Consider the following 25528-nt stretch of genomic DNA (forward strand, 5'->3'; position numbering starts at 1 on the left):
GACTTTAGTTACAGTCGTTTAAACTTTAAAATATACCTTTGTATTATAATATTGCGAGCAAAAATACAATAAAAAATTACTTGTGATTTTTTATTTAGATTCCCGTTTCCTCGGGACAGATAATTTTAACTGAATCCTCGACACTATGAGTTGAGAAGCCATTTTTAATAAAGAAATGTTTAAAAAAGGAACCAAAATTTATAGCATTTTAACTGGATGTTGTCCTAAATGCCATCAGGAGTCTATGTACAGTAATAAAAATGCCTATGCATTATCTGAGACATTAAAGGTAAACGAACGTTGCTCTAAGTGTAATACAAAATATAGGATTGAACCTTCTTTCTTCTATGGCGCCATGTACGTAAGTTATGCTGTTGGTATCGCTTTTGGCGTAGCTGCTTTTGTGGTTAGTAACTTAATATTGGGTGCAGATTTAAAAATTACCTTTATTTCTATAGTGGGCACACTAATAGTGTTTATGCCAATTATTATGAGACTTTCAAGAAATATTTGGATTAATATGTTTATGAGTTATGATGAAACTCTAGTGCATAAAAATGAGAAAACTAATTAAGTCTTGATAAACTAATTTCTCGATCCAAAGGGTTTTCATTGTCAATAAACTCAAAAAGTTGCTTTGCTACATAAGGTCCAATCATTACTCCTCTTGTCCCTAACCCATTTAATAAATACATATTTTCATGGGTTTTATGCTTACCTACTAAAGGTCTTCTATCTCTTACAGTAGGTCTTATACCTGCTACTTGGTTTATAATTTCAAACGGACAAGAAATCATACTTTTTAATCCGTCTAAAAGTTTCATTTTTGCTTTATCTGTAGTATTATGTGTTAAATCGTATAATTCATAAGTTGCCCCAACTACATACAAATCATTACCTATCGGAATTAAAAACACAGGACCTTTTAGGACAAAATCAATTTTTAATTCTGGAGCGTGAATAGTTAGTAACTCTCCTTTAGTTGGGCTTAAAGGTAAGTCTGTAAAAAATGGATTTTTTGTAACTCCAAAGCCTTCAGAAAAAACAATATGCTTGGCATTGATATTATTGTAGGTTATAGGTTGTTTTTTAACATTTAGGGCATCATAGTTAAACGATTCCTGAATTAAAGCGTTATGAGAGTTTAAAAAAGTTTTATACGATGTAATGAGCTTACTTACATCTATACGGCCAGTGTGTAATACTTTACCAAAACCGTAATCTGCTTTTATTCCAGCATTTTCATTTGCAATAATAGCACTCGATAGGTAAGTCTTCAATTTTGGTTTATCTGTAGCTATAAACCAATTGTTCTGCTCCTCGATTGAAGCAAACTTTCTATATACTGGAATCTTATAGTCTAAGGTAACTTTTAAAAGCTTTTCTAAATCGCTGTAATGTTGCAAAGCTAAGTTTAGTTGCTCATCACTTTTCCATACTGAAGTAAAGCGTTTTAAAACTACAGGATTATACAATCCTCCTGCCACAACTGATGATTTTTGCGAGCTATCATCAAATACCACAAATGTTTTATTATGTGCTCGTAATTGTTCGCAAAAACTTATTCCTGCTAAACCTAGGCCTACAACTATATAATCTACTTGCATTTTGCGAAGATAAAAAATGGATACCTGTCTTTATATAAATCACAAAAAAAACGCCTACTTTTCAGTAGGCGTTTCCATATAATTTTGAATTTAAATTAGTATGTCCACATATCTAATTCAAAATCTCTAATTTTTGTTTTGATACGTTCGGATTCTAAAAGCTGCATTAATGCATTATCCGAAATATATTCATTTACTTTTCTATCGCCTTGAACATTTTCCTCTTTATAGATATAGCCTTGGAAACGTCTGGAATTTAGTAAATGATCAAACGAGTGTGGTATAGCACTATTAGTATTATTAAAGGCCTTAGATTCATGTAATACTTCTCTAGCATCTGGGAAAAACACCCAAAATAATGGCACTAAGTCAGGGTTTTCATCATCAATAAAGTTAACATCTGGAGCTACTGGAGCAATTCCCAAAAGCCTGTACTTCATTTCAGCATGGCGCTTATCAAAATACCATAATCCTTTCACTCTATATTCAACAATATCAGCAGCAGTAATATCGCGTCTATCGATAAACTCATCAGATAACTCTTCTCCTGCATTTAATTGCTCGATACCATATTCGGTAGTATCAATTTTAGACAAAGCTGCTTCAATATCCTTTAGCGTACGCTTTGTTGTGAAATAAGAATCGTCATAAATGTTTTTAATTTTACCATTTTTAATGCTTTTCATTAAAACATCATACAATGAACGTCTGTTACTACCAATATTGTTGGTGTCGATAGGATAATATAATGGAAAGTTTGCGCGCTCATCAAGGCTTACTCTTTCCCATACCATTTTAGAATAGAGTATATCTCTATCATCAACATACCCATACTCTAATGGTTTATCGTTATCAATAGCTTTTTGTTCTTCTGTTCTTACTCCTATTTCTTCTGGACTTTTAGCATTAAGTATATTAGCTTGTGCAAATACACTTGACACTGTAAAAACAGTTACAACAGTTAATAAAACACTTTTCAAATTCATCTTATTCCTTATTTTATGTGTTATTAGGCTAACCGCTAACGATTAGCCTAATATATTTTAATTTGTAAGCTCAACAAATACTGGAGATACTTTTTTAAGAATCACACTTACGCCACTTGCTTTTGCTTCTATATCAAATATTTGAACACCAGAACCACGCTTCGCTTTACGTAAAGCACTTTTAGCTCTGTCATTTAATTTGTTTCCTCTTACATTAATTGTAGGCTGTCCTGGAACTTTAAATTTAAATCCGCTAACTCTGAGTGGTAATTCAAAATCGAAATCATCAAACTTAGCACCGATAGAAGATTTTTCTAAACTCTGACGTTGCATTTTAATAGCACCATCCTCACCTCTTACAGTTCCTGTTGGCTTTGGTAAATCTTTAATTCTGAATTTAGCATTATCGCTAACTTTTCCACCATCAGGAAGTGTACCTGTTACATTAATAGTAACTTCTCTACCTTTGATAGATGTTGCATCCATAACATATTTACTACCACCACCTCTAGATAATCCTTGAGCACTAGCATTTACTTTGTTATCAGGAATACCAGCAAATGAAATCGTCATAGGGTTTTTAACACCTCTATACACCACATTCATTTTATCAGCAGAAATTGTAGCTGCATTTGGCTTAGCAACAGTTGCAAAAGATGATTTTACTGGAACTTCAATTTCCTCACCACCTTCTCCAAAGATTAATTTACCTTCAATTTTGTGCTCTCCTACTCCACCAGTACCTATTTTAAGCTTTACCTTACCATCTTCAATAGCGTATTGATTTTCTGAAAGTTTTCTTCCATCTAAAGTCAATTCAACTCTCTTTGGCTTAGTAGTAGCATCTTTACGACCTAAAACGATTTGTCCATCAAACTGCTCACCATTGAAATAGGCAGATTTTGAAGTCTCCATTAATGTTGTATAGTTCGTCATAGATAACTGAGCTGCTTGAGTACCTTGTAGCATCGTTGATAAAATTTGAGACTCAGTAGTTTTGATATCAGCTTGCAATTGCGTCATTTTTGTTAATGAAGCCACTAAAGGAAAACCTTTGTAGTGGTAGTCTAACCAATCTACTTTGATACCATCTCTGTTTTTTACCTGATCAGTATTAAACTTTTCATTAACTTCTTTTATTACTGGTGCCATTGCTGGATTATCTCCTAGTACTTCTGCAACACCTTCTCTAAAAGTTTTCATGTGGTTTAAGAAAGCTTGACCTTCTTCCTTTATTTTGTCTCCTTTAAAGAAATTTTGATCTAAATAATCTCCCTTATCCATTACTTCGTAATCTGTAGCATCATCAATTTTAGCTGTCATTTTTCCTTTTAACTCAGATAAATAAGAATCAAAATCATGAGCTAACTTGTCTATTTGACTCGCTTTAGCCTGTAAAGGTTGATACTTCTCTGGTTGATCAGCAGCTTTTTGCTCTAAACTAGCCACAAAGCTTTCATTTCTTGCTTCGGTTGCCTCGTTGGACTCCGTTAATTTTTCGTTCATTAAACCGAACGCTGATAATACTTCTTTTGACATATTTAACGCTAACATCGCGATGAATATTAAATACATCAAGTTTATCATTTTCTGTCTTGGGGTTTCTTTTCCTCCTGCCATGTGTAATTAGGTTTTTGGTTATTAAAAATTTGGGTAACCCCTAATTATTTGTTCATTGCAGATAACATTCCACCATACACACCATTAAGCGACGATAAGTTTGAAGCTAAAGACTCCATTTGTTCTTTTAACTTAGCAGCATTTTCTACAGATTCTTCGTTAATAGAAGCTTGTTTGTTAATGCTTTCTAATTGTACTTTATAAAGGCTATTTAAAGATTCCATTTGTGCTGCTGCTAATGATAACTCTTCGCCATATTTTTGAGTAGCTTGAATAGAATCTACAGTTGGAGAGATCCCTTTGGCTGCACCTTCGAAGTTTTTAATACTCTCACCTAAACTAGCCATTAATTCTCCATCAATTTTAGCTTCTTTAAGTAACTCATCTAATTTTTGAGATAATACACCTTTAGGGTTTTGTGCTTCTTTACTTGAAGCTTGTCCTCCTGCTAATTCAGGATATACTAGAGACCAATCTAATTCATCATCTACAGGTTCGAAGGCTGATAATGCGAAAATAATTGCTTCTGTTACCAGACCTATGGTTAACATTACGTTACCTGTTAAGAATCCGATTTCGAAATGTATAATTTTGAATAATGCTCCAACGATTACAATTGATGCTCCTAATCCGTAGGCCATATTCATAAATTTCTTGCTTGCTTTTGACTTTGCCATAATTTTTGGTTTTTAATTTTAAGTAGACAAACTACTTAAGTAGGTTAAATTAATAGTTATTACTGATTTGATTTAATACGATTTATTTCCCGTTGTTCGTTACGTTTGTCCCCATGTAATCTTGAACGGTTCTGAAACCTATATAACTTCTTGCAGAATCTGCATATTCGTAATCTCGTGAACTTACCTGTAAAAAGTAAGCTACATCTTTCCAAGATCCACCGCGGATAACTTTACGCGTATTATCCGGATCGTTAACGCTTGGATTTATTGTTGATGAGTATTCATAAGATGCTGGATCGTATGAAGCATTTACCCATTCTGAAACATTACCAGCCATGTTATATAAATTATAATCATTTGGCTCATAAGATTTTGCTTCTACTGTATATAATGCTTGATCTGCTGCGTAATCTCCACGTACTGGCTTAAAGTTTGCCATAAAACAACCTCTATCACTTTTTGTGTAAGGTCCTCCCCATGGATAGGTTGCCGCTTGTAAACCACCTCTGGCAGCATATTCCCATTCTGCTTCTGATGGTAATCTAAATCTATTTACCATAGCAGCACCTTTTCTACTCTTTTGGTATGTATTTTTATTTATGGTTCTCCACTCACAAAATGCTTTTGCTTGCTTCCACGTAACTCCTACTACTGGATAATCGCCATAAGCTTCATGCCAGAAATAATCGTTATGCATGGGTTCGTTATATGAATATTGGAAATCTCTAATCCATACTGTTGTATCTGGATAAATTTCTACTTCTTCCTTTTTAATTACCTTACTACGCTTTACGCCTCTGTTTCTAGCTGCTTCTTGGATATCCATATAGCTGTATTGGAACTTGAATTTTTTAACGTCCCAAGTACGTTGCCCATTATAAGATTCTTCTAATGGTAAATACATAGTATCCATTACCTCTGCATAGTACTCATCTAAATACTCCTCAGTATCTAAAACTAAATCTATGTCTTTATTTATTTTTCTACCTTCATATCCTGTAGGTCCCAATCCTGTATAATTCTCGTACATATACTTTTCGTATACAGACATATTTTCAGGATCTGCATCACTAAATGCATATTCTCCAATGGTACCTGCATCTGCTTGAGTTAAACCTACATCATCAGCTAGGATTGCTAATTTCATTCTAAGAATAGAATCTCTTACCCAATGTACAAACTGGCGATACTCACTATTTGTAATTTCGGTTGCATCCATATAAAAGGCTCTAACTGTTACTGTTTTACCTGGAGCATCATTTACCCCAGCAAGATCGTCATCAGCTTTACCCATTATAAATGCACCACCTGGAACAAGCTCCATACCATAAGGCTTTTCTGGATGCCACTTTTTTCCTTGAACTCCTACTAGCTCTCCTCTATCTTTAGAGCCACAACTAGCTAGCAATGTCAATACTGCGGTTAATAAAATAAACTTCTTCATATTCATAGAAAACTGGAGGTTAATTATTATAGCTTCAATTTTGAGAGCGTAAACATATTTATATATTTCCTAAAAAACAACTTTTTATCTAAAAAAATAACATTTCATCGTGAAAATTCAGCATTTCAACGATGAAATTGACCTTTTGACCATGGTTTGTCTATAACACAGAATTCTTCTGAAATGCTTTAAACCAGCGGTTTGGCACTATATCGTTACATGCATCTAAGTAATCTTGATGCGTGCATGGTAATAACGTATGTCTTTTCAATTTATTATTTACTTCGGCTAAAAAAGGAATCTCAACCCACCAACGTCCTGTTTTTGTGCTCTTATAAAACACCAACTCGTGAGATTCTACCATAGTGTAGAATTTTTGATAGCTTCTTTCATCTGCAAAATCATCATCCATTACTCTACAATTAACACCTTCGATAAAATACCATATAATTTGTGCTATAAGCATTGATGTAATTTCGTCGTTATTTGATGACTTATACTCATATATCCCAAAAGAGCTTACTTTATTACTTATTCCTGCATATCTAGATATTGCACAAATCTCTTTCCCATCTAATCCATTAGGAGAATACTTTTGCTTTAAACTTACTTCTGCTCCCTTTACTGCTTTTAAATCAATACTAACTAAATTAGCATCTCTTAGTACGGGTTCTACAATAGTTATATCTTTATTAACTTCCCCTAAGCGGTAAGATTCAAAATATAAACGCTCCATTAAATCTATTTCTTCTTGCGAATTAAAATAGGTTTGGTAGCCTATATTTGAGTAGTTAAATAAGTTGTAAGGTTCGTCTAGTATAATTTTCCCAACGTAACTATTATTTTTTATGGGTTTTGCTGAGTCTCCTAAATCGAACTTACAATCTACATTTACCAAATTTACCATAGGCATCAATGCATCATAAGCACGATAATTCGCATATGTTAAGTCTTGACTGCCTCCTAATAAAACAGGAATTATATTTTTTTTAATGAGAATCTCAATGGTTTCTCTTAGTGCAAAGTATGTATCCTCTACACTCTCTCCTGCATTAATATCGCCTAAATCTGCTATAGTAGTATTCCAACTACCAGGAAATAAAGCGTAAAGTGATTTTCTAATTTCGTCTAATTGAAATATCTCGCCAATATAATCTGCATCATTTCTATTTTCAATGACTCCTAATAAAGCAATTTGGACGCCATCTAGTTCTGGGATGCCATTTTGGCTAGAGTGTATCTGAAGTTTTCTTCCCAGAGCTTGCATCGACAGAAGTTCATTATGAGCTAAAACTTTGTCTGATACCGGGGAAAGAAAATTAAAATTCATGTTTTATGTACTTTTATTTTTTTGCTGCAGTTTTCTTTTTAGTAGTGCGTTTTTTAGTTGCTTTTTTCTTAGGAGCTTTTGTTTCAATATGTGCTTTTGCTTCTTCTAAAGTCATATCGGTCACATCTACCGTTTTTGGCAACTCTACTTTTATTTTACCTTTTATAACATTGTGACGTCCCCATCTTGCTTTTTCTACACGAATGCCTTCATCTTCCCAATGGTGGATAAGCTTATCTTTTTCTTTTTGAATCTTATCTTCAATCAATTCTACTATATCAGTATCAGATAAGTTATCCCAATCGTACTTCTTATTTACATTAATAAACATATTGTTCCATTTTATAAATGGGCCAAAACGTCCTTTACCTTTTTGCACGGGTAAATCTTGATACATATATATAGGCGCATCAGCTTTTTGTTTTTCTTTAATTAAAACAATAGCATCTTCCAACTCTACACTTAAAGGGTCTTGCCCTTTTGGTAACGACACAAATGACTTACCAAATTTTACATACGGTCCATAACGCCCATTATTAACCACTACTTCTTCTCCTTCATAAGTTCCTAAATCTTTTGGCAACTGGAATAAATCCATGGCCTCTTCAAAAGTAATCGTATTTAATTGTTGCTCTGGGCTTAAACTTGCGAACAATGGTTTTTCTTCATCATCTACAGTACCAACTTGTACCATAGGACCAAACTTACCTAAACGTACACTTACTTGTCTTCCTGTTTTAGGATCAGTTCCTAAAATACGTTCTCCAGATTCTCTATCAGCATTTTCTTTTACATCTTCAACTACTGGATGAAACTTCTTGTAAAACGATTGCATCATTTCTGTCCAATCCTCTTTACCTTCGGCTATTTCATCAAAATCTTCTTCAACTTTTGCTGTAAAATTATAATCTAAAATAGCTTCAAAATGATTTACTAAGAAGTCTGTTACAATCATTCCTATATCAGTTGGCACTAATTTACCTTTATCAGAACCTACTTTTTCTGTTAATGTCTTATCTGTAACTGTTCCCTCTTGAAGCTTTAGTTGTGTATACTCTCGTTCTATACCTTCAACAGTTCCTTTTTCAACATAGTTTCTATTTTGAATTGTTGAAATAGTTGGCGCGTAAGTTGATGGACGCCCAATACCTAACTCTTCTAATTTTTTAACCAAAGAGGCTTCGGTATATCTTGCTGGCGGTCTTGTGTAACGTTCTGTTGCTGAAATAAAACTATTTAATAAGGCTTCATTTACTTTTAGAGCAGGTAACATCCCTTCTTGTTCAACATTTTCATCATCAGTACCTTCCAAATACACTTTTAAAAACCCATCAAATTTGATAACCTCTCCATTTGCGGTAAAGGTTTCGTTATGTGTAGATGCATCAATTTTAACATTAGTACGCTCTAATTGAGCATCACTCATTTGAGAAGCAATTGCGCGTTTCCAAATTAAATCATATAAACGGGCCTGATCTCTATCTATATTTACCGAATGTCTTGAAAAATCTGTAGGACGAATAGCTTCGTGAGCTTCTTGCGCACCTTTAGATTTTCCTTTATAATTTCGAGGATTACTATAATTGTCGCCATAAGCCTTCTCAATTTCAGCTTGTGCGCCTTGTCTCGCTTCATCTGATAAGTTTACACTATCAGTTCTCATATAAGTAATTAAACCTGCTTCATATAGGCGTTGTGCCATAGTCATGGTTTTACTTACTGAAAAATATAATTTACGTGATGCTTCCTGTTGAAGCGTTGATGTTGTAAATGGTGCTGCAGGCGATTTTTTAGCTGGTTTCTTTTGAAGATCTGCAACTTTAAAATCTGCTGAAGCATTATTTTGTAAAAACTGATACGCTTCTTCTTTAGTTTTAAAGTTTTTAGGAAGCTTTGCTTTAAATGTTTGTCCATCTTCATTTGAAAACTCAGCGTCTATCCTAAATGAAGCTTCTGGTGTAAAACCTTGAATTTCACGTTCTTTTTCTACAATTAATCTTACAGAAACGGATTGTACTCTACCAGCAGATAGGCCTCCTTTTACTTTTCTCCAAAGAACAGGAGAAAGTTCATAGCCCACTATTCTATCTAATACTCTACGTGCTTGTTGCGCATCTACTAAATCATAGTCTATTCCTCGAGGATTTTCAATAGCTTTTTTTATCGCAGCTTTTGTTATCTCATGAAAAACAATGCGCTTTGTTTTTTCTTTATCTAATTTTAAAGTTTCTGCTAAATGCCATGCTATTGCTTCTCCTTCTCGATCTTCATCACTCGCTAACCAAACCATTTCAGCCTTTTTTGCAAGATCTTTTAGTTTCTTTACAACGTCCTTTTTATCTTTTGATACTTGATATTTTGGTTTAAAATCGCCATTTACATCAACACCTAGTTCTTTAGAAGGAAGGTCGGCAATATGTCCAAAACTAGATTCTACTTTGAAATCTTTACCTAAAAATTTTTCTATAGTTTTCGCCTTTGCAGGTGACTCTACTATTACTAAATTCTTCGCCATACGTCATTTTTTGAAGCTACAAATGTATATGAAAAAAAGTTTATCTGCCTAATTAATCGATATTTTACCTAATCTTAACACAAAAAATAACACTCTATTTTTATGAATACTTAAATACCAAAACCAAATACTAACATACCATAAATATGAGATTTTGATAATGGTGTTTCTTTAGAGTTATAGTTGAATTCAATCTTATAAACCTGATTTCTAATTTTCAAGGCACTACCTACCACCATATTAAAAACATGATTTTCAGCAATTGACGTAAAAGGATCGTTATTTCTAAATGGACTCCCTTGTATTAACGTATTTAGTGCTACATATTTATAACCTCCACCAATAAAACCAAAAAATTCTTTTTTAAATGTTGCATCTAATGCTTGTATTCGATAGGAATTTTGAAAGTCATTAAATTTTCCAAAAAACAAAAACACATTGTTTTGTAGATAAGTGTCTTTACTTCCCAAACTGAGACTGGCACGATTTTGAATATCCAAATTCTTAGATATCTGAAAATTATATATTTTTTTTATCTTGAAATTAAAGAGCCATTTAAAAGCTATTTCATCTTCCCAAGTAGGCTTTTCTATATTCAACAAACCATGAAATGCATTTTGCAATTTTCCTGCTAATGATGCTTCTCCTGTTATTCCTGATTCTAAAGCTAGAAATAAAGCTGAATTTGATTTAATCTTACCCAACTCCAAGCTACCAAACAACCATCCTGCATAAGGACGATCAAAATCATTAGTATCAAAAGAAAAAAGGTTACTGGGGGTATATGTTTCGTTTCCTATTGATATATTGGTTTGCAATTTTTCATTTTTCGTCTTTTTGAATAAAATATTACTATTTACATTTTTCCTGTAGGTAATATGTAAACCATTAGTATAGTACTTGTCTTGAAAAACAAACTTATCGTTGCTTATTCTTATTTCTATTTGCTGATCTTGAGATACTATAACATTACAACCTAATAGACCGAGGACTAAAAAACTCCAGATTTTTAAAATTTGTAGCGTATACAATTAAGTTATAATTAAATATTGATGTAAACATATAGTCGTATTATGACGTGATCATCTTACGATTTTAAATAACAATAAAAAGCTAAACTTGTAAGTTTAGCTTTTTATTTTACTCGTGTATATTAAAATTATTCTCCTGAACCTATTTGCTCGATTTCACTTTTGTCGTCAAAGCCAACAGATTCTTTATAAATCATATATAAAGGAATATAAGAAAAAGAAGAAGTAGCTATAATTCCAATAAAGCACATTAACATACCTACTAACCCCGCTAAAAAACCAGCCACTATCATTAGCCCAAAGGTTATCAACCATTTTTTATTCCCTAATTTAAATCCAGCTTTTACTATTTCTGAAACAGACAAATCTGGGTTAAATGCATATATAACATTTATAATAGAAATAGGCACCACAGCATATATTATTGGAAAAAAACATAACATGTAAGAAATTATAATAATTAAGAATGTTGCAGCTCCTACTTTAATTGTTTTTCCTAAATAAGGTCTTTTAAAAAAATATAGATAATCGTCATTGGCATTTTCATCAGCATCTTTATGCTTACATATTCTAAAAAAAGCTGCTTTAAGACCAACACCTATTATCATTGCAAAAAATGAAAAAACAATCATCATGCCGTAGAATGGTAACATTACAGCAAAGTTTGGCTCCCCTCCATTATTGAATGATTCAGGATCCATAATACCCATTCCTATAAATGGCACATACATTAACAAATAAAACGGCAGCATAAATAACATACTTAAAAGTAAAATTACTAACCCTTGCACCCAAACTTTTTTGAATAGCTCTATAGAATCACTAAAAATAGTTCCAAAATCTAACTCCTTAGCAGTTTCTATCTTGTCTAATAATATATCAATTGTATTCATCTTTTATTATTTTAAAATGAGTCTTCTCTTTGGTTTGTACCAATTAAATCAATTTCGTTACGGTTATCAAACCCTAACACTCCTTTATAGATTAAAAAAACTGGTAAATACATTATACTAACGGTAAGGACCACCCCTACTATGCAAGCTATCGCCCCAAGCATTCCTAATATACCACACACAAACATGGATCCAAAACTAATTAACCACTTTTTATTACCTAATGCAAAGCTTAACTTAATAATTTCTGTTTCACTCAAATCTGGGTTATTAGCAAATATGATAGAAAAATAGGATAAAGGCACAAAAACATATATATAAGGAATTAATAACAGAGCCTGAGCTAATGCCTGTATTAGAGCGTACACGATTCCTAGCATTAATGCCTTAGAAAAATATTCTTTTTTGAAATAATAAAAATAGTCATCATTGTAAGTTTCTCCCTGTACTTCTTGCTTACACATTCTGTAGAATCCTGCCAACATTACAATCATTAATGTGCTAGCTAAAATAGTTTGTGGCAAGCCATACAGTGCACTTTGAGAATAAAATTTTGTTAAGCTATCTATAGTTATGCCTTCCATTAGTATAGAAGGATCTACAGCCAGACCGATAGCTTGAAAAATAAAATTTAAGCATACACCAGCTATCGCTATAATTAATATCACTAAAAACCCTTTTAACCAAACTTTCTTGAACAACTCTATGGCTTCATTTAAAATATCTCCAAAATTTAATTCTGGTGCATTTCTTATTTTATCTCTTAAAACTTCGTATGAATTCATTTAAACAAGTGATTTATTATAGATATCTTTATACAATTATAAACAAAAAAATCTGCCCGAGAGCAGATTTTTCCAACAACATCAGTTTTAGTTTAGTTTAGCGAATAAGCACTAATAAGCGCCACGTTGTTGACTTTATATTCATATTGATATAGTGTATTCTCACCAATCATTATTAAACTATTTTCTAAAGGAATTACATCTTTGGCTTGGGCTTCTTCAAGTGTGTTAACCAAATCTAAATCTACAGGAGTATTTCGTTTAAATAATTTTAAACCAGCTGTTCCATCGCATACATAAAGTATATCATCTTTTATCCCAAGTCCATACGGATTTTCTAATATGTAACGTTTAGCTAAAGTAGGATTAGATTTGTCTGATATATCTATAACTTCAAGTACACTTTCCTGTTGTCCACATAAATTACCTCCTCTCAAAGTTAAATATGCATAATTACCGTCAACTACAACCGGGTCGCATCCCTCCCAATGCACAAACTCTGAAACATATTCTGGTGTAGATGGAGTTTTTAAATCATAAATATACATCCCTTGAGTGCTCCCTAAATACAAATAACCATCAGCAGCAAACATGGTCTCAATATTCCACCCTGCACTTTGCGTAGCCTCTAACACAGGATTTGATAAATTTTGAATATTGAAAATAGACATGCTGTATTGTCCGACAGTATACAAATAGTTATTTACTATTTGAAATCTTGCTAAAGACCCACCTTTACCAACCGCTGCTTCTGCAGATGTATTACTGAAAGCGATATCGTCAATTAATACTCGATCAAAATCTTCTCTTCGTTCCTGTTTTAGATTCCAACCTACGATAACTTGAGTTTCATAATTAAAACCCTCAAAATCAGAAAACTCAGCTTCTTCAGGAATTTGATAATTATATATTTCAAATACATCTTCTAAACGCTCCACTTGTTTTACATCATTAATATTAGAAATATCGAACACTACTAAATCTGTAGCACTATCAGCATATAGATAATCGTTTTTTACAGAAATATCTTCATTACCAGGGATTTCAATATAATTTAATGGTTGGGGAGATACAGGGTTAGAATTATCAATAATATGTACACCTCTATCAGTATCACTTACAAAAATATAATTACCGTAAGTGTATATCTTTCCAGGTTCAGCAATAGGTTGAGGCGCTTTGATTTTAACTGATTTACGAAAATCAGATTTACTCATAACTTCTGGTGTTGCAACCAGTACCAGATCAGAATTACTATCGTTATCACAAGAAAAAAATGTAACAATTAGTAATAGGTTTAAAAAAAATGTAGTTGATTTCACAGTTTATAGTTTGTTTATAGCTTAGTTAAAGTTTAGTATGAATAGTTTACAGATGTTTCCCAACCATCAAGATTCAAAATAATTTCATTACTCCCGCTAATTTGCAACGGCTCTAGATTAAAAGAAATTGTACGTTCAAAAAAGGCAGTACATACCTCAGCATTAAGGAATTCAAATTTCAAAAAACGTTGTTCAGGAGAAGATTCAGCAACAGCTCCAGAATCTACCAAAGCAAAAGACCAAGAATTACCATCGCAACCTGATGCTCCTATTGAAATACTTAAACAATCTCCATCAATACTAACATCTGTAAACTGGAAACTATCAGATTGAATAGTATCATAAGCCGTATTATCTATTACAACTATATCATCACATAAATTATCAATATCATCAACAATATCGTCATCACATTGTGTGCTCAAAAAACAGCACATTACAAAAACTAGGAAACTTATTTTTTTCATTTTTAAAGATTTAGTTAGTATTTTAAAATTGGAAAACCATTTTCACAGACTACAGCAGTGGGTTGCGGAGTGATATCACAAGTTGAAAAAACACTCCACTTTATATTATATTCATTTTCAGCTTGGGTATAAATCTCAACCTTTTCTAAAAACGCCTCAACATCTATAGATTTTGGATAAGCAACATACCCTTGCGGTCCACCGCAAGATTTAGAACCGTATGGTGCAAATGCCCAATCCTCGGCATTTTCACAAGCTATACCATCAATCAATTCATTAATATCATCAAATAAACTCATCAATATTCTATAATCTTGTTCTTGTTCACTAAGCGCCTTAGTTACTACAAGCTCTGTTTCTGTAACTGATATAATACGCCATACATAATTGTTTGGAAAGTGATTTTGTGTTATGGTTATTACATTTTCAGTGAGTTCCCAAGTACCGTTATAATCTGAAAAATGAAGCGGAGGTGTTCCACACCATCCAGAAGAACGTTCAACTAAATTACCTTTAGCTCTAAATGAAATACCATAAGTATTCTCAGGTAAAGAATTTTGTCTTTTAAAAGTGATGTTTTCCTTATCATACTGTACCTCAGACCAGTTTCCTATTAACAAATTAGACGCATCTATTAAATCATCTTCATTCGATTCACACTTCATATTAATACAACAAATTAATATGGTTACAGCAAAGGCTAACTTTTTCATAAGCGTCTTTTGGGTTTAATTTAAAGTTCAATTATTAGATACAGAACTAAACAAATGGTTGCGTGAAAAATTTGAATCAATATTGAAAATACAATGAAAACAGAATGTTTCATTTTAGATTTCTGTCTTTGCAGGAATAACAATTTTTAATACAAACTTCGTTGCTGTACACAAAGAATTATTTTTCAATTTAAATATGACACTTTGTCATAAAATGCATATTAATTGTATCTTTGCACACTTATTGACCCATTGTGGACTCAGGATATTATGGAAAAGATTATAGACGAAAGCAAACAAGGACAATCCTTAATTTTAGACAAAAAAGAAGGCAATACGCGTAAACTTTTTATTGAAAGTTATGGGTGTCAAATGAATTTTAGTGATAGCGAAATTGTGGCTTCTATTTTAAACGAACAAGGCTACAACACTACACAAAATTTAGAAGAAGCCGATTTGGTTTTGGTTAATACCTGCTCTATTCGAGATAAGGCAGAACAAACTGTTAGAAAACGTTTAGAAAAATATAATGCCGTAAAACAAAACCAAAATCCAAGCATGAAAGTTGGTGTTTTAGGGTGTATGGCAGAACGTTTAAAAAGCAAGTTTCTTGAGGAAGAAAAAATTGTAGATTTAGTTGTTGGTCCTGATGCCTACAAAGATTTACCTAATCTTTTAGCTGAAGTCGAAGATGGAAGAGATGCTATTAATGTTATTTTATCTAAAGAAGAGACTTATGGCGACATATCTCCTGTACGTTTAAACACAAACGGTGTAACTGCCTTTGTTTCCATAACAAGAGGTTGTGATAACATGTGTACATTTTGCGTAGTTCCTTTTACTCGTGGGAGAGAGCGCAGTAGAGATCCACAAAGTATTATTGAAGAGGTTAATGATTTGTGGAATAAAGGATACAAAGAAGTAACGCTTTTAGGGCAGAATGTAGACAGTTACCTGTGGTATGGTGGTGGGTTGAAAAAAGATTTTGATAAAGCCAGCGAACTTCAAAAAGCTACAGCTGTGAATTTTGCTATGCTGCTAGATATGTGCGCTATTGCTCAACCAAAAATGCGTTTCCGCTTCTCTACATCTAATCCTCAAGATTTCACTTTGGATGTGATTGAAACTATGGCAAAACATAGAAACATTTGCAATTATATACACTTACCTGTGCAAAGTGGAAGTGACCGAATTCTAAAAGCAATGAATCGTTTACATACACGCAAAGAATATTTCAAATTAATTGATAACATAAAACGATTGATTCCAGATTGTGCTATTAGCCAAGATATGATTGCTGGTTTCCCAACAGAAACAGAAGAAGATCATCAAGATACATTAAGCTTAATGGAATATGTGAAATACGATTTTGGTTTCATGTTTGCATACTCAGAAAGACCGGGCACACTTGCAGAGCGCAAAATGGAAGACGATATTCCCGAAGATATTAAGAAAAGGCGTTTAAATGAAATTATTGCTTTGCAACAAAAGCATAGTTTATTGCGCACACAGGAACATGTTGGAAAAATTGAGGAGGTATTGATCGAGAAGTCTTCGAAGCGTTCTGATGCGCATTGGTCTGGTAGAAACACTCAAAACACTGTAGTTGTTTTTCCAAAAAACAAATATAATATTGGAGATTTTGTAAATGTAAAAATCACAGATTGCACCAGTGCTACCCTAATTGGAGAAGCTGTTGGATATTCAGATAATAATTAAATAAAAGATGACTGAATTTAACTTTAACAACAAAACATTTTCTTTAATTGAAAACTCAGAAAATGGACAGGTTAATTCTGAAACACTATTTAAATATAAACAACAAGGCAATCTAATTACTGCTGATTATTCTGGAGGAAGTGTTATTTACGGAAAAATAGTTGGTAAGCTAAACAAAGATAAAATAGAGATGCTTTACCAATGTTTAACTTCAGACGAAGAATTAAGAGCAGGAAAAGCAATTGCAACGATTAGTTTAACAAAAGAGCATAAAATTAAACTGAAGTTACATTGGGAGTGGCTTAATGATAAAAACGAAAAAGGAACTTCAGAATATATAGAAAACTAAATGGAATCAGTACAAGCCATAAAACAACGCTTTGGTATTATTGGTAATACACTATCGTTAAACCGTGCTTTAGAAAAGGCGATTCGTGTATCTCCAACGGATATTTCAGTTTTGGTAACTGGAGAAAGTGGTGTTGGAAAAGAAAGTATTCCTAAAATCATACATCAATTATCACATAGAAAACACAATAAATATATTGCTGTGAACTGTGGTGCCATTCCAGAAGGCACTATAGATAGTGAACTTTTTGGGCATGAAAAAGGTGCTTTTACAGGAGCAACTTCTACACGTAGTGGATATTTTGAAGTAGCTGATGGTGGGACTATTTTTTTAGATGAAGTTGGAGAATTACCACTTACCACACAAGTACGTTTATTACGTGTTTTAGAAAATGGCGAGTTCATTAAAGTAGGCTCCAGTAAAGTACAAAAAACCAACGTTCGTATAGTTGCAGCTACAAACGTTAATATGTTTGAAGCTATCGAAAAGGAAAAGTTTCGCGAAGATTTATACTATCGTTTAAGTACCGTTGAAATTAACTTGCCACCGCTTCGAGAACGCCAAGATGACATCCATTTACTATTTAGAAAATTCGCCAGTGATTTTGCATTAAAATATAAAATGCCTACTGTAAAACTTACCGATAATGCAGTTCAATTGCTTCTAAAACATAGATGGGGAGGAAACATTAGGCAGTTGCGTAATGTTGCCGAACAAATATCTGTTCTTGAGCAAAACCGAACAGTTTCAGCTGAAGTTTTAAGAGGCTATTTACCTGCCTCAGGCACTCCAAATTTACCTGCAGTTGTAAAGTCTTCTAAAAGCGAAAGTGATTTTAGTAGCGAAAGAGAGATTCTTTACAAAGTACTGTTTGATATGAAAAGTGACTTAAATGATTTAAAGAAACTCACTATGGAGCTCATGAAAAATGGTAACTCCAAAGATGTAGAAAAAGAAAACGAGCATTTAATTCAGAAAATTTATGGAGACGATAATGAGGATGCTACTGATTTTTCTTTTGAAGAAGAAGAAAACATAGTAGAAAACCCTGAAGTTTTATCTATTCCAGAACATATCAACGAAGTATCTACTGGAGATAAATACCATTTCGCCGAAGAAATCGAAGAAGAAGAGACTTTGTCTTTACAAGACAAAGAATTAGAATTAATAAAAAAATCATTGGAGCGACATAACGGAAAACGTAAATTAGCCGCTGCTGAATTAGGTATAAGTGAAAGAACACTATACCGAAAAATTAAGCAATACGATCTTTAAACTAAACTATAAGTCGCAATATTAAATTAGCAACAATATTAAAAATTCTACGTTAGGAATTAAATGAAATACATAAAATACATATACATTTTAGGACTACTTGTTTTAGTTTCTAATTGTGGGTTCTATTCGTTTACGGGAGCTTCAATATCTCCAGACACTAAAACATTTCAAGTAAATCGTTTTGAAAATAATTCGCTTTTAGTTGAACCCGGTTTAGAGGTAACTTTTAGAAATACCATGATTGCCATTTTGGAAAATCAAACCAACTTAAACAATGTAAACTCCAATGGAGATATTGTTTATGAGGGAGAGATTACAGAATACCGTATCTCTCCTACTACAGCTACAGCTCAAAATACAGCTGCACAAAACAGGTTAACTATAAGTGTAAAAGTGCACTTTTATGATAAAAACGATCCTGAAGCAGAATTTGATCAAAGATTCTCATTTTTTCACGATTATGAAGGAACCGCTCAATTATCAGGGGCTGTTAAGGACACTGCTATAGAAGAAATTTTTGAGCGTATAACACAAGATATTTTTAATGCCTCTTTGGCAAAATGGTAAACACACTTTGAATAGTCACGATTTTACATCATTATTACAAAACCCTCAAAACATAAATCCTCAAAAAACCGAGGCACTTAGGACTATTATTCAACAACACCCCTATTTTCAATCTGCAAAAGCATTACACCTTAAAGGCTTAAAACATCAAGAAAGCACTGATTACAACCAAGCCTTAAAGACAACTGCAGCTTACACTACAGATAGAAGTATCCTTTTTGACTTTATTACATCAGATGTTTTTATTCAGAATGAAATATCAAAAATAATCAAACAAAATACCATTTATTTGAATGACATTAATGTAAATGCTGATGATATTTCTTTAGATAAAAGTCAACAAATTGCTCATAACCTTAAACAGCAAATTAAAGAAACCTCTGGTGTTTTAGACCCTGAATTATTTCAACCTAAAGACCCCTCAGCAGTAAGAACCATTAACTTTAAGTTAGATGAATCTGAAGCTATTGAAAGTACTACTGAAGCCTCTAATATTGAAGAAGCATCAGCCGAAGACATTTTAAAATTAGGTAAGCCCTTACAATTTGATAGGCGTGAAACACATTCCTTTAATGAATGGTTAAAACTAACGCGAATAAAACCAATTAAAAGAAATGAGGCTTCTGAAAAAATGACTTCAAAAGAAAAAACATCAACCCAAACGCATGATAAGTCAAAACAAAGTGAAATTATAGATAGATTTATCGCGGAAAATCCTAAAATAACACCAGCTAAAGCGCCAGTCTCAAAAGAAAACTTAGCAAAGGCAAGAACAAAGCAGTCTGAAACCTTAATGACTGAGACTTTAGCAAGGATTTACCTAGAGCAAAAAAACTACAAAAAAGCAATTCAATCTTACAAAATTTTAAGTTTGAAATATCCAGAAAAAAGTAGTTTCTTTGCAAACCAAATTAAGGCAATACAACAATTACAAGAATATAATAAATAAAAAATAATGGGTACGTTTACAATATTTTTAATCCTTATCGTAGTTGTAGCATTTTTGCTTGTAGTAGTAATTATGGTACAAAACCCTAAAGGTGGTGGCTTATCTTCATCTTTTGGTGGCGGTGGCACACAGCAACTTGGTGGCGTTAAAAAAACCACAGACTTTTTAGATAAAAGCACATGGACTTTAGCAACAGTACTTTTGGTATTAATCTTAGTATCAAATATTACAATTGGTGGTGGGAATGCAACAGCAGATTCTAAAGCTCTAGATACTGATGCGCAAACTACGCAACCTTTACCAGATGCAGTACCAGACACGCAACCATTACCTACAGGTAGTGATAATTCTGGAACAACAGACACAAATCCATAGTAAGATCACAATCTGTAAAATATAAAACAAAAGTCAACTTATATTATATAAGTTGGCTTTTTTTAATGAATTTAATTTGGACATTACCAAACTTAGCCGAGGTCTAACCTTCCTATTAGCCGCAGACTACCCTTTACAACTCCTCACTTCGCAACTCTCTGCGAGATTTCCATTGCAATTCCTAATGCAATCTATCCGCCAAAAACAGTAACTGAGCTTAAATTAATAGATCATCTAGCAATACTATCATATCTTTTCTGCAAGTTTGTCAGTTTCCCTGCCATGGCACATTTTTAGCTTAACGCTTAAGCGTTAATATAATAACCTAAATAATAAAATATAAAACAAAATGGGAGTAAACATTAAACCATTAGCAGACAGAGTTCTTATAGAACCTGCCGCAGCTGAAACAAAAACAGCATCAGGAATTATTATTCCAGACAACGCTAAAGAAAAACCTCAAAAGGGAACAGTAGTAGCTGCCGGACCTGGCACTAAAGATGAACCTATTACAGTTAAAGTTGGCGATACCGTTTTATATGGAAAATACGCTGGCACAGAATTAAAACTTGACGGCACAGATTATTTAATGATGCGTGAGAGTGATATTCTTGCAATTGTTTAATTACAAATTCCAAAAACCAAAAAAATAAATTCCAAAAAATCTCATTTAACTAAGCTCCTTCTTTGGAATTTAGAATTTGAACATTGAGATTTTAAATAAAATTTTTAAAAGATGGCAAAAGACATAAAATTTGATATTGAAGCACGCGATGGTTTAAAACGTGGTGTAGATGCATTAGCAAACGCAGTAAAAGTAACTTTAGGTCCTAAAGGACGTAATGTAATTATTTCTAAAAGCTTTGGAGCACCTCAAGTAACAAAAGACGGGGTTTCTGTTGCAAAAGAAATTGAATTGGAAGATGCTCATGAAAACATGGGAGCGCAAATGGTAAAAGAAGTAGCTTCTAAAACTAACGATTTAGCTGGAGATGGTACTACAACGGCTACCGTTTTAGCACAGGCTATCGTAAAAGAAGGCTTAAAAAATGTAGCTTCTGGTGCAAATCCAATGGATTTAAAACGTGGTATTGATAAAGCTGTAGAAGCAATAACAGTTGATCTTGAAAAGCAGGCAAAAAAAGTAGGAAACTCTTCTGAAAAAATAAAGCAAGTAGCTGCTATTTCTGCCAATAATGACGATACTATTGGAGAGCTAATTGCACAAGCTTTTGGAAAAGTTGGTAAAGAAGGAGTAATTACTGTTGAAGAAGCTAAAGGTATGGACACTTATGTTGATGTTGTTGAGGGTATGCAGTTTGACAGGGGATATTTATCACCATATTTCGTTACAGACTCAGATAAAATGATTGCAGATTTAGAAAATCCATACATTTTATTATTCGATAAGAAGATTTCTAACTTACAAGAAATTCTTCCAATTTTAGAACCAGTTGCACAATCTGGTCGTCCTTTATTAATTATTGCAGAAGATGTAGACGGACAAGCTTTAGCTACTTTAGTTGTGAACAAACTACGTGGTGGTTTAAAAATCGCTGCTGTTAAAGCACCAGGTTTTGGAGATAGACGTAAAGCAATGCTTGAAGATATAGCTATTTTAACTGGTGGAACTGTAATTTCTGAAGAAAGAGGATTCACTTTAGAGAATGCTGATTTAAGCATGCTAGGTACTGCTGAGACAGTAACAGTTGACAAAGACAACACAACAATAGTTAATGGTTCTGGAAAAGCTGGAGATATTAAAGCAAGAGTAAATCAAATTAAAGCTCAAATTGAAACTACTACTTCTGATTATGATAGAGAGAAGTTACAAGAGCGTTTAGCAAAATTAGCTGGTGGTGTTGCGGTACTATATGTTGGTGCTGCTTCTGAGGTTGAAATGAAAGAAAAGAAAGATCGTGTTGACGATGCCTTACATGCTACAAGAGCTGCAGTAGAAGAAGGTATTGTTGCTGGTGGTGGTGTTGCTTTAGTAAGAGCAAAATCTATTTTAGCTAAAATTACTACTGATAATTTAGATGAAACTACCGGTGTACAAATTGTAAATAAAGCTATTGAAGCACCTTTAAGAACTATCGTTGAAAATGCTGGTGGAGAAGGTTCTGTAGTTATCAATAAAGTATTAGAAGGTAAGAAAGATTTTGGTTATGATGCTAAATCTGAGGAATATGTAGATATGCTTAAAACAGGAATTATAGATCCTAAAAAAGTAACACGTATTGCTTTAGAAAATGCTGCCTCTGTTGCTGGTATGATTTTAACTACTGAGTGTGCTTTAATTGATATTAAAGAAGATGCACCTGCAATGCCTCCAATGGGTGGCGGCGGAATGCCAGGAATGATGTAATATCAGATCGTTACAGATAAATTAAAAAAACGCTTCCTGTTTGGAAGCGTTTTTTTATTTACCACGTATCACATCTTTATCTTTAAAATAGCCTTTTTCGCCATTAGGTAACTTTGCGATAATCCATTTGCCATCTTCTGAAACTTCAACAACATCAAGTTCTATTCCCCCTGGAAACTCGCCAACTGTTTTAGAAGCTTCATTTGCTTTAGAATATGCCATCTTTCTTTTACTTCTAGACCCTTTAATTTTAATACGCTCTATCAATACATTTTCTCCAGAACTTACAAAAGTATAAGGCTGTATTGCAATCCCTAAAAGACCTAAATAGGCTGTGAGTTCAATATTTTCCTCTGCTCGCCTTAAGCCATTAACATAAGCTTCATTTCCAGAATTCATATTTACTGCTACGCTATACAATTCCTTTGCTTTTTGATAATTACCTACGGCTTCGTTTAACACCCCCATATTAAACACCAATTCAGCATTATATGGATCTACTTCATATATGGCACTGTACATATCGTAAGCTTTATCTATTTCTCTTAGTTTAAGATATTCTGTAGCATCTTTGATGCGCTCCTTAAACTGCTTATTTTTCACCCTTTCAAATGTAAAAGTATATGAATAATAATAAGGTGCTATGTAATTAGCCAATTGATATGCAATACTTTCACAACCAAATTCTGCTAATTTTGCTGGTGCCATCACCGCATCATCCAACGGTCTTGTATTTGACACTGAAGTATCTTTTTTTGATGATCTACCACTAGTTTGCCCAATAATTTCTCCTGTTTCAATAGATAATACTTTCATTCTCGCCTCTACTGATGTGGTTCTCGTTAAATGATACGATATTATTAATTTACCGTCGTCATTTCTATAAGAGCTTCTATCTCGTTCATCCGTACTAGAATAAGACACGTTTCCTGTAATAATAGCATCTACACCTAAATCTTTACCTATAGATACAATTTGCGCATCACTTAATTCTGCAAGTACTATATTTTTATCTTTTAGTAATCGTTGTAACTCCTCTCTTTCTACAATCGAATAAATATCAGTTCTCGCTCCCTCAATAAAACAATTATCACTCTTACCTCTATATTCTTTTAATAAAGCAATAGAAATATAATCTGAAAGCTTACTACCAACATCTATACCTGCATTTTTATATTCGTCTGAACTTATATTTTGGAAATCCAATATTGCTATACGCTGTACGTTACCAATATCTTTTTTGGGTGGACTTAACAAGGAAGTTCTTAATATTGATTTAAAAAGTTGGGCGGATACGTTTTGTGTATTTATACATACCAAAAAAATGAAAATTGACAATTTGAGAGTATTCTTTATGTTCATCGTAATTAATTTTAATATTACACCGAAAGTAATAGTGTTTTAATTACTTTGTATGAGAGAACCCGTAAACAAAAGGTTTTTATTAAATTGATCCCTCTATTTTTAAACCTAGACAGGTAAGTACAAAAGTTATATTTTTATAAACATGAAAAAAATAAATTGGCAATATGCGCTTGGAGAGGTTTTAATAGTAATTGTTGGTATTTCTATAGCATTTAGCATGAATAAATGTGCCGAAAACACAAAAAATGACAAACTGAAGCAGCAATATTTAACGAGTATAAAAAACGATCTTGAAATTGATAAAGTTACACTTGAGACCAACACCGAAGAATTGGGAAGAAAAATAGGTGTACTTCAAAAAGTACTACCTTTGTTTAGTGCTACTAACTCCAATGAAAAAAATGGACTGCGTGAAATTTTCTCTATCATGCAATTAACCGATTTTAATCCTAAAGATATTACCTATCAATCTATGATCAACTCTGGAGATTTTAGCTTGATAGAGGATTTCCAATTAAAAACAGCTATAGAAACACACTACTCTGATTATAAAACTATTTTAAAAGACTACGAGCGTCAGGAAATTATTCATAAAGAATACTTTGGCGATTATTTCATACATAACATGGATTATGATGCAATGCGTCGTGGGGAATTAGGCTTTATGGATGAAAAACTACTTAAAAATATCCTACAAAGTATGAGAGGCGCTTTTATTATTAAACAGAAGGCAAGTGAACGTGGTATAAAAAGCTGTGATAGTTTAATTAAACTAATTTCTTCTGAATTAGCTTCCCCTTAAAATTTTTTCCATTTTTCGACCCTTGGCCAATTCATCTATCAGTTTATCCAAATAACGGCATTGCTTTGTTAATGTATTATCAATTTCTTCAATACGATAACCACAAATAACACCCTTGATTAATTCAGCATTAGGATTAACTTCCGCTTCGTTAAAGAACTCCTCAAAAGTTACTTTTCGGTCTATCATATCTTTAATTTTTGCATCATCAAAACCCGTCAACCATGTAATTACCGTATGTAACTCTTCTTTTGTTCTGCCTTTTTTCTCAACTTTATTAACGTAGTGTGGATAGACTGAAAAAAATTTCATTGTCCTAACGCGTTCGTTGTGCTCTGGTGTAGTTTTCATATTTTAAAGTAT

The 25528-nt window shown here is 33.0% G+C and carries 25 protein-coding genes; 10 read left to right on the top strand and 15 right to left on the bottom strand.

From position 1 onward, the window contains the following. Positions 1-175 precede the first annotated feature (175 nt). Complete coding sequence (locus EYD46_RS12710) at positions 176-574, top strand: DUF983 domain-containing protein (protein WP_130937550.1); 399 nt, start codon at positions 176-178, stop codon at positions 572-574. On the opposite strand, the gene EYD46_RS12715 is transcribed toward EYD46_RS12710, so the two are convergent. The 13 genes from EYD46_RS12715 to EYD46_RS12775 all read right to left on the bottom strand — a co-directional run bounded on the left by EYD46_RS12715 (position 567) and on the right by EYD46_RS12775 (position 15393). Next, complete coding sequence (locus EYD46_RS12715) at positions 567-1607, bottom strand: NAD(P)/FAD-dependent oxidoreductase (protein ID WP_130937551.1); 1041 nt, start codon at positions 1605-1607, stop codon at positions 567-569. The genes EYD46_RS12710 and EYD46_RS12715 overlap by 8 nt on opposite strands. 95 nt (positions 1608-1702) lie before the next feature. Then, entirely contained in the window at positions 1703-2593 is an 891-nt protein-coding gene (porN, locus tag EYD46_RS12720; protein WP_130937552.1) for a type IX secretion system ring subunit PorN/GldN, read from the bottom strand. Positions 2594-2650: 57 nt separating this feature from the next. Next, positions 2651-4213: a type IX secretion system motor protein PorM/GldM gene (gene porM, locus EYD46_RS12725; protein ID WP_130937553.1), complete on the bottom strand. Its 1563-nt coding sequence runs from the start codon at positions 4211-4213 to the stop codon at positions 2651-2653. A 44-nt stretch (positions 4214-4257) separates the two neighbouring features. Continuing rightward, positions 4258-4890 carry a type IX secretion system motor protein PorL/GldL gene (gene porL / locus EYD46_RS12730; protein ID WP_130937554.1) on the bottom strand — a complete coding sequence of 211 codons (633 nt, stop codon included), beginning with the start codon at positions 4888-4890 and terminating at the stop codon, positions 4258-4260. A gap of 82 nt (positions 4891-4972) precedes the next feature. Then, positions 4973-6337, bottom strand: a complete 1365-nt coding sequence (porK, locus tag EYD46_RS12735; protein ID WP_130937555.1) for a T9SS ring complex lipoprotein PorK/GldK — start codon at positions 6335-6337, stop codon at positions 4973-4975. Positions 6338-6497: 160 nt separating this feature from the next. Beyond that, positions 6498-7667, bottom strand: a complete 1170-nt coding sequence (locus EYD46_RS12740; RefSeq protein ID WP_130937556.1) for a formimidoylglutamase — start codon at positions 7665-7667, stop codon at positions 6498-6500. A gap of 13 nt (positions 7668-7680) precedes the next feature. Beyond that, a complete protein-coding gene (gene topA / locus EYD46_RS12745) occupies positions 7681-10182 on the bottom strand; it encodes a type I DNA topoisomerase (protein WP_130937557.1) in 2502 nt (833 codons plus the stop codon). A gap of 110 nt (positions 10183-10292) precedes the next feature. Then, on the bottom strand, positions 10293-11213 hold the full coding sequence (locus tag EYD46_RS12750) for a lipid A-modifier LpxR family protein (RefSeq protein ID WP_130937558.1): 921 nt from the start codon (positions 11211-11213) through the stop codon (positions 10293-10295). A gap of 128 nt (positions 11214-11341) precedes the next feature. Further along, positions 11342-12106 (bottom strand): hypothetical protein, encoded by a 765-nt coding sequence (locus EYD46_RS12755; RefSeq protein WP_130937559.1) that lies wholly within the window; start codon positions 12104-12106, stop codon positions 11342-11344. Positions 12107-12117: 11 nt separating this feature from the next. Then, a complete protein-coding gene (locus EYD46_RS12760) occupies positions 12118-12891 on the bottom strand; it encodes a hypothetical protein (RefSeq protein WP_130937560.1) in 774 nt (257 codons plus the stop codon). 92 nt (positions 12892-12983) lie between these two features. Beyond that, the gene (locus tag EYD46_RS12765; protein ID WP_130937561.1) at positions 12984-14213 is read right to left on the bottom strand and encodes an LVIVD repeat-containing protein; all 1230 of its coding nucleotides are present in this window, start codon (positions 14211-14213) and stop codon (positions 12984-12986) included. A gap of 32 nt (positions 14214-14245) precedes the next feature. Further along, positions 14246-14680 (bottom strand): hypothetical protein, encoded by a 435-nt coding sequence (locus tag EYD46_RS12770; RefSeq protein WP_130937562.1) that lies wholly within the window; start codon positions 14678-14680, stop codon positions 14246-14248. Positions 14681-14694: 14 nt separating this feature from the next. Continuing rightward, positions 14695-15393 carry a lipocalin-like domain-containing protein gene (locus EYD46_RS12775; RefSeq protein WP_130937563.1) on the bottom strand — a complete coding sequence of 233 codons (699 nt, stop codon included), beginning with the start codon at positions 15391-15393 and terminating at the stop codon, positions 14695-14697. A 270-nt stretch (positions 15394-15663) separates the two neighbouring features. On the opposite strand from EYD46_RS12775, the gene miaB reads away from it, so the two are divergent. The 8 genes from miaB (at position 15664) to groL (ending at position 22998) form a co-directional block, all read left to right on the top strand. Further along, positions 15664-17112 carry a tRNA (N6-isopentenyl adenosine(37)-C2)-methylthiotransferase MiaB gene (gene miaB, locus EYD46_RS12780; RefSeq protein WP_130937564.1) on the top strand — a complete coding sequence of 483 codons (1449 nt, stop codon included), beginning with the start codon at positions 15664-15666 and terminating at the stop codon, positions 17110-17112. Positions 17113-17119: 7 nt separating this feature from the next. Beyond that, positions 17120-17461 (top strand): hypothetical protein, encoded by a 342-nt coding sequence (locus EYD46_RS12785; protein WP_130937565.1) that lies wholly within the window; start codon positions 17120-17122, stop codon positions 17459-17461. Beyond that, entirely contained in the window at positions 17462-18736 is a 1275-nt protein-coding gene (locus tag EYD46_RS12790; RefSeq protein ID WP_130937566.1) for a sigma 54-interacting transcriptional regulator, read from the top strand. A gap of 63 nt (positions 18737-18799) precedes the next feature. Continuing rightward, a complete protein-coding gene (gene lptE / locus EYD46_RS12795) occupies positions 18800-19306 on the top strand; it encodes an LPS assembly lipoprotein LptE (protein ID WP_130937567.1) in 507 nt (168 codons plus the stop codon). Between the two features lie 7 nt (positions 19307-19313). Continuing rightward, a complete protein-coding gene (locus EYD46_RS12800; RefSeq protein WP_130937568.1) occupies positions 19314-20255 on the top strand; it encodes a hypothetical protein in 942 nt (313 codons plus the stop codon). A 6-nt stretch (positions 20256-20261) separates the two neighbouring features. Continuing rightward, positions 20262-20630, top strand: coding sequence for a preprotein translocase subunit SecG (gene secG / locus EYD46_RS12805; protein WP_130937569.1), 369 nt, complete (start codon positions 20262-20264; stop codon positions 20628-20630). Positions 20631-20979: 349 nt separating this feature from the next. Then, the gene (locus EYD46_RS12810; RefSeq protein WP_130937570.1) at positions 20980-21255 is read left to right on the top strand and encodes a co-chaperone GroES; all 276 of its coding nucleotides are present in this window, start codon (positions 20980-20982) and stop codon (positions 21253-21255) included. A 111-nt stretch (positions 21256-21366) separates the two neighbouring features. Next, on the top strand, positions 21367-22998 hold the full coding sequence (groL, locus tag EYD46_RS12815; RefSeq protein ID WP_130937571.1) for a chaperonin GroEL: 1632 nt from the start codon (positions 21367-21369) through the stop codon (positions 22996-22998). 54 nt (positions 22999-23052) lie between these two features. Here groL and EYD46_RS12820 read toward each other — a convergent pair whose 3' ends face one another. Then, positions 23053-24360, bottom strand: coding sequence for a CsgG/HfaB family protein (locus EYD46_RS12820; RefSeq protein ID WP_130937572.1), 1308 nt, complete (start codon positions 24358-24360; stop codon positions 23053-23055). Between the two features lie 145 nt (positions 24361-24505). On the opposite strand from EYD46_RS12820, the gene EYD46_RS12825 reads away from it, so the two are divergent. Beyond that, entirely contained in the window at positions 24506-25165 is a 660-nt protein-coding gene (locus EYD46_RS12825) for a DUF6090 family protein (RefSeq protein ID WP_130937573.1), read from the top strand. Here EYD46_RS12825 and EYD46_RS12830 read toward each other — a convergent pair. Then, a complete protein-coding gene (locus EYD46_RS12830) occupies positions 25151-25516 on the bottom strand; it encodes a DUF2200 domain-containing protein (protein WP_130937574.1) in 366 nt (121 codons plus the stop codon). The genes EYD46_RS12825 and EYD46_RS12830 overlap by 15 nt on opposite strands. Positions 25517-25528: the final 12 nt, after the last annotated feature.

The sequence above is a fragment of the Hyunsoonleella pacifica genome, assembly GCF_004310335.1.
Classification (GTDB): domain Bacteria; phylum Bacteroidota; class Bacteroidia; order Flavobacteriales; family Flavobacteriaceae; genus Jejuia; species Jejuia pacifica.

Excerpts from the sequence above, each read along its gene's own strand:
- EYD46_RS12710 (WP_130937550.1), top strand. The coding sequence starts at position 176 with ATGTTTAAAAAAGGAACCAAAATTTATAGCATTTTAACTGGATGTTGT.
- EYD46_RS12715 (WP_130937551.1), bottom strand. The coding sequence starts at position 1,607 with ATGCAAGTAGATTATATAGTTGTAGGCCTAGGTTTAGCAGGAATAAGT.
- porN (WP_130937552.1), bottom strand. The coding sequence starts at position 2,593 with ATGAATTTGAAAAGTGTTTTATTAACTGTTGTAACTGTTTTTACAGTG.
- porM (WP_130937553.1), bottom strand. The coding sequence starts at position 4,213 with ATGGCAGGAGGAAAAGAAACCCCAAGACAGAAAATGATAAACTTGATG.
- porL (WP_130937554.1), bottom strand. The coding sequence starts at position 4,890 with ATGGCAAAGTCAAAAGCAAGCAAGAAATTTATGAATATGGCCTACGGA.
- porK (WP_130937555.1), bottom strand. The coding sequence starts at position 6,337 with ATGAAGAAGTTTATTTTATTAACCGCAGTATTGACATTGCTAGCTAGT.
- EYD46_RS12740 (WP_130937556.1), bottom strand. The coding sequence starts at position 7,667 with ATGAATTTTAATTTTCTTTCCCCGGTATCAGACAAAGTTTTAGCTCAT.
- topA (WP_130937557.1), bottom strand. The coding sequence starts at position 10,182 with ATGGCGAAGAATTTAGTAATAGTAGAGTCACCTGCAAAGGCGAAAACT.
- EYD46_RS12755 (WP_130937559.1), bottom strand. The coding sequence starts at position 12,106 with ATGAATACAATTGATATATTATTAGACAAGATAGAAACTGCTAAGGAG.
- EYD46_RS12760 (WP_130937560.1), bottom strand. The coding sequence starts at position 12,891 with ATGAATTCATACGAAGTTTTAAGAGATAAAATAAGAAATGCACCAGAA.
- EYD46_RS12770 (WP_130937562.1), bottom strand. The coding sequence starts at position 14,680 with ATGAAAAAAATAAGTTTCCTAGTTTTTGTAATGTGCTGTTTTTTGAGC.
- EYD46_RS12775 (WP_130937563.1), bottom strand. The coding sequence starts at position 15,393 with ATGAAAAAGTTAGCCTTTGCTGTAACCATATTAATTTGTTGTATTAAT.
- miaB (WP_130937564.1), top strand. The coding sequence starts at position 15,664 with ATGGAAAAGATTATAGACGAAAGCAAACAAGGACAATCCTTAATTTTA.
- EYD46_RS12785 (WP_130937565.1), top strand. The coding sequence starts at position 17,120 with ATGACTGAATTTAACTTTAACAACAAAACATTTTCTTTAATTGAAAAC.
- EYD46_RS12790 (WP_130937566.1), top strand. The coding sequence starts at position 17,462 with ATGGAATCAGTACAAGCCATAAAACAACGCTTTGGTATTATTGGTAAT.
- lptE (WP_130937567.1), top strand. The coding sequence starts at position 18,800 with ATGAAATACATAAAATACATATACATTTTAGGACTACTTGTTTTAGTT.
- secG (WP_130937569.1), top strand. The coding sequence starts at position 20,262 with ATGGGTACGTTTACAATATTTTTAATCCTTATCGTAGTTGTAGCATTT.
- EYD46_RS12810 (WP_130937570.1), top strand. The coding sequence starts at position 20,980 with ATGGGAGTAAACATTAAACCATTAGCAGACAGAGTTCTTATAGAACCT.
- groL (WP_130937571.1), top strand. The coding sequence starts at position 21,367 with ATGGCAAAAGACATAAAATTTGATATTGAAGCACGCGATGGTTTAAAA.
- EYD46_RS12820 (WP_130937572.1), bottom strand. The coding sequence starts at position 24,360 with ATGAACATAAAGAATACTCTCAAATTGTCAATTTTCATTTTTTTGGTA.
- EYD46_RS12825 (WP_130937573.1), top strand. The coding sequence starts at position 24,506 with ATGAAAAAAATAAATTGGCAATATGCGCTTGGAGAGGTTTTAATAGTA.
- EYD46_RS12830 (WP_130937574.1), bottom strand. The coding sequence starts at position 25,516 with ATGAAAACTACACCAGAGCACAACGAACGCGTTAGGACAATGAAATTT.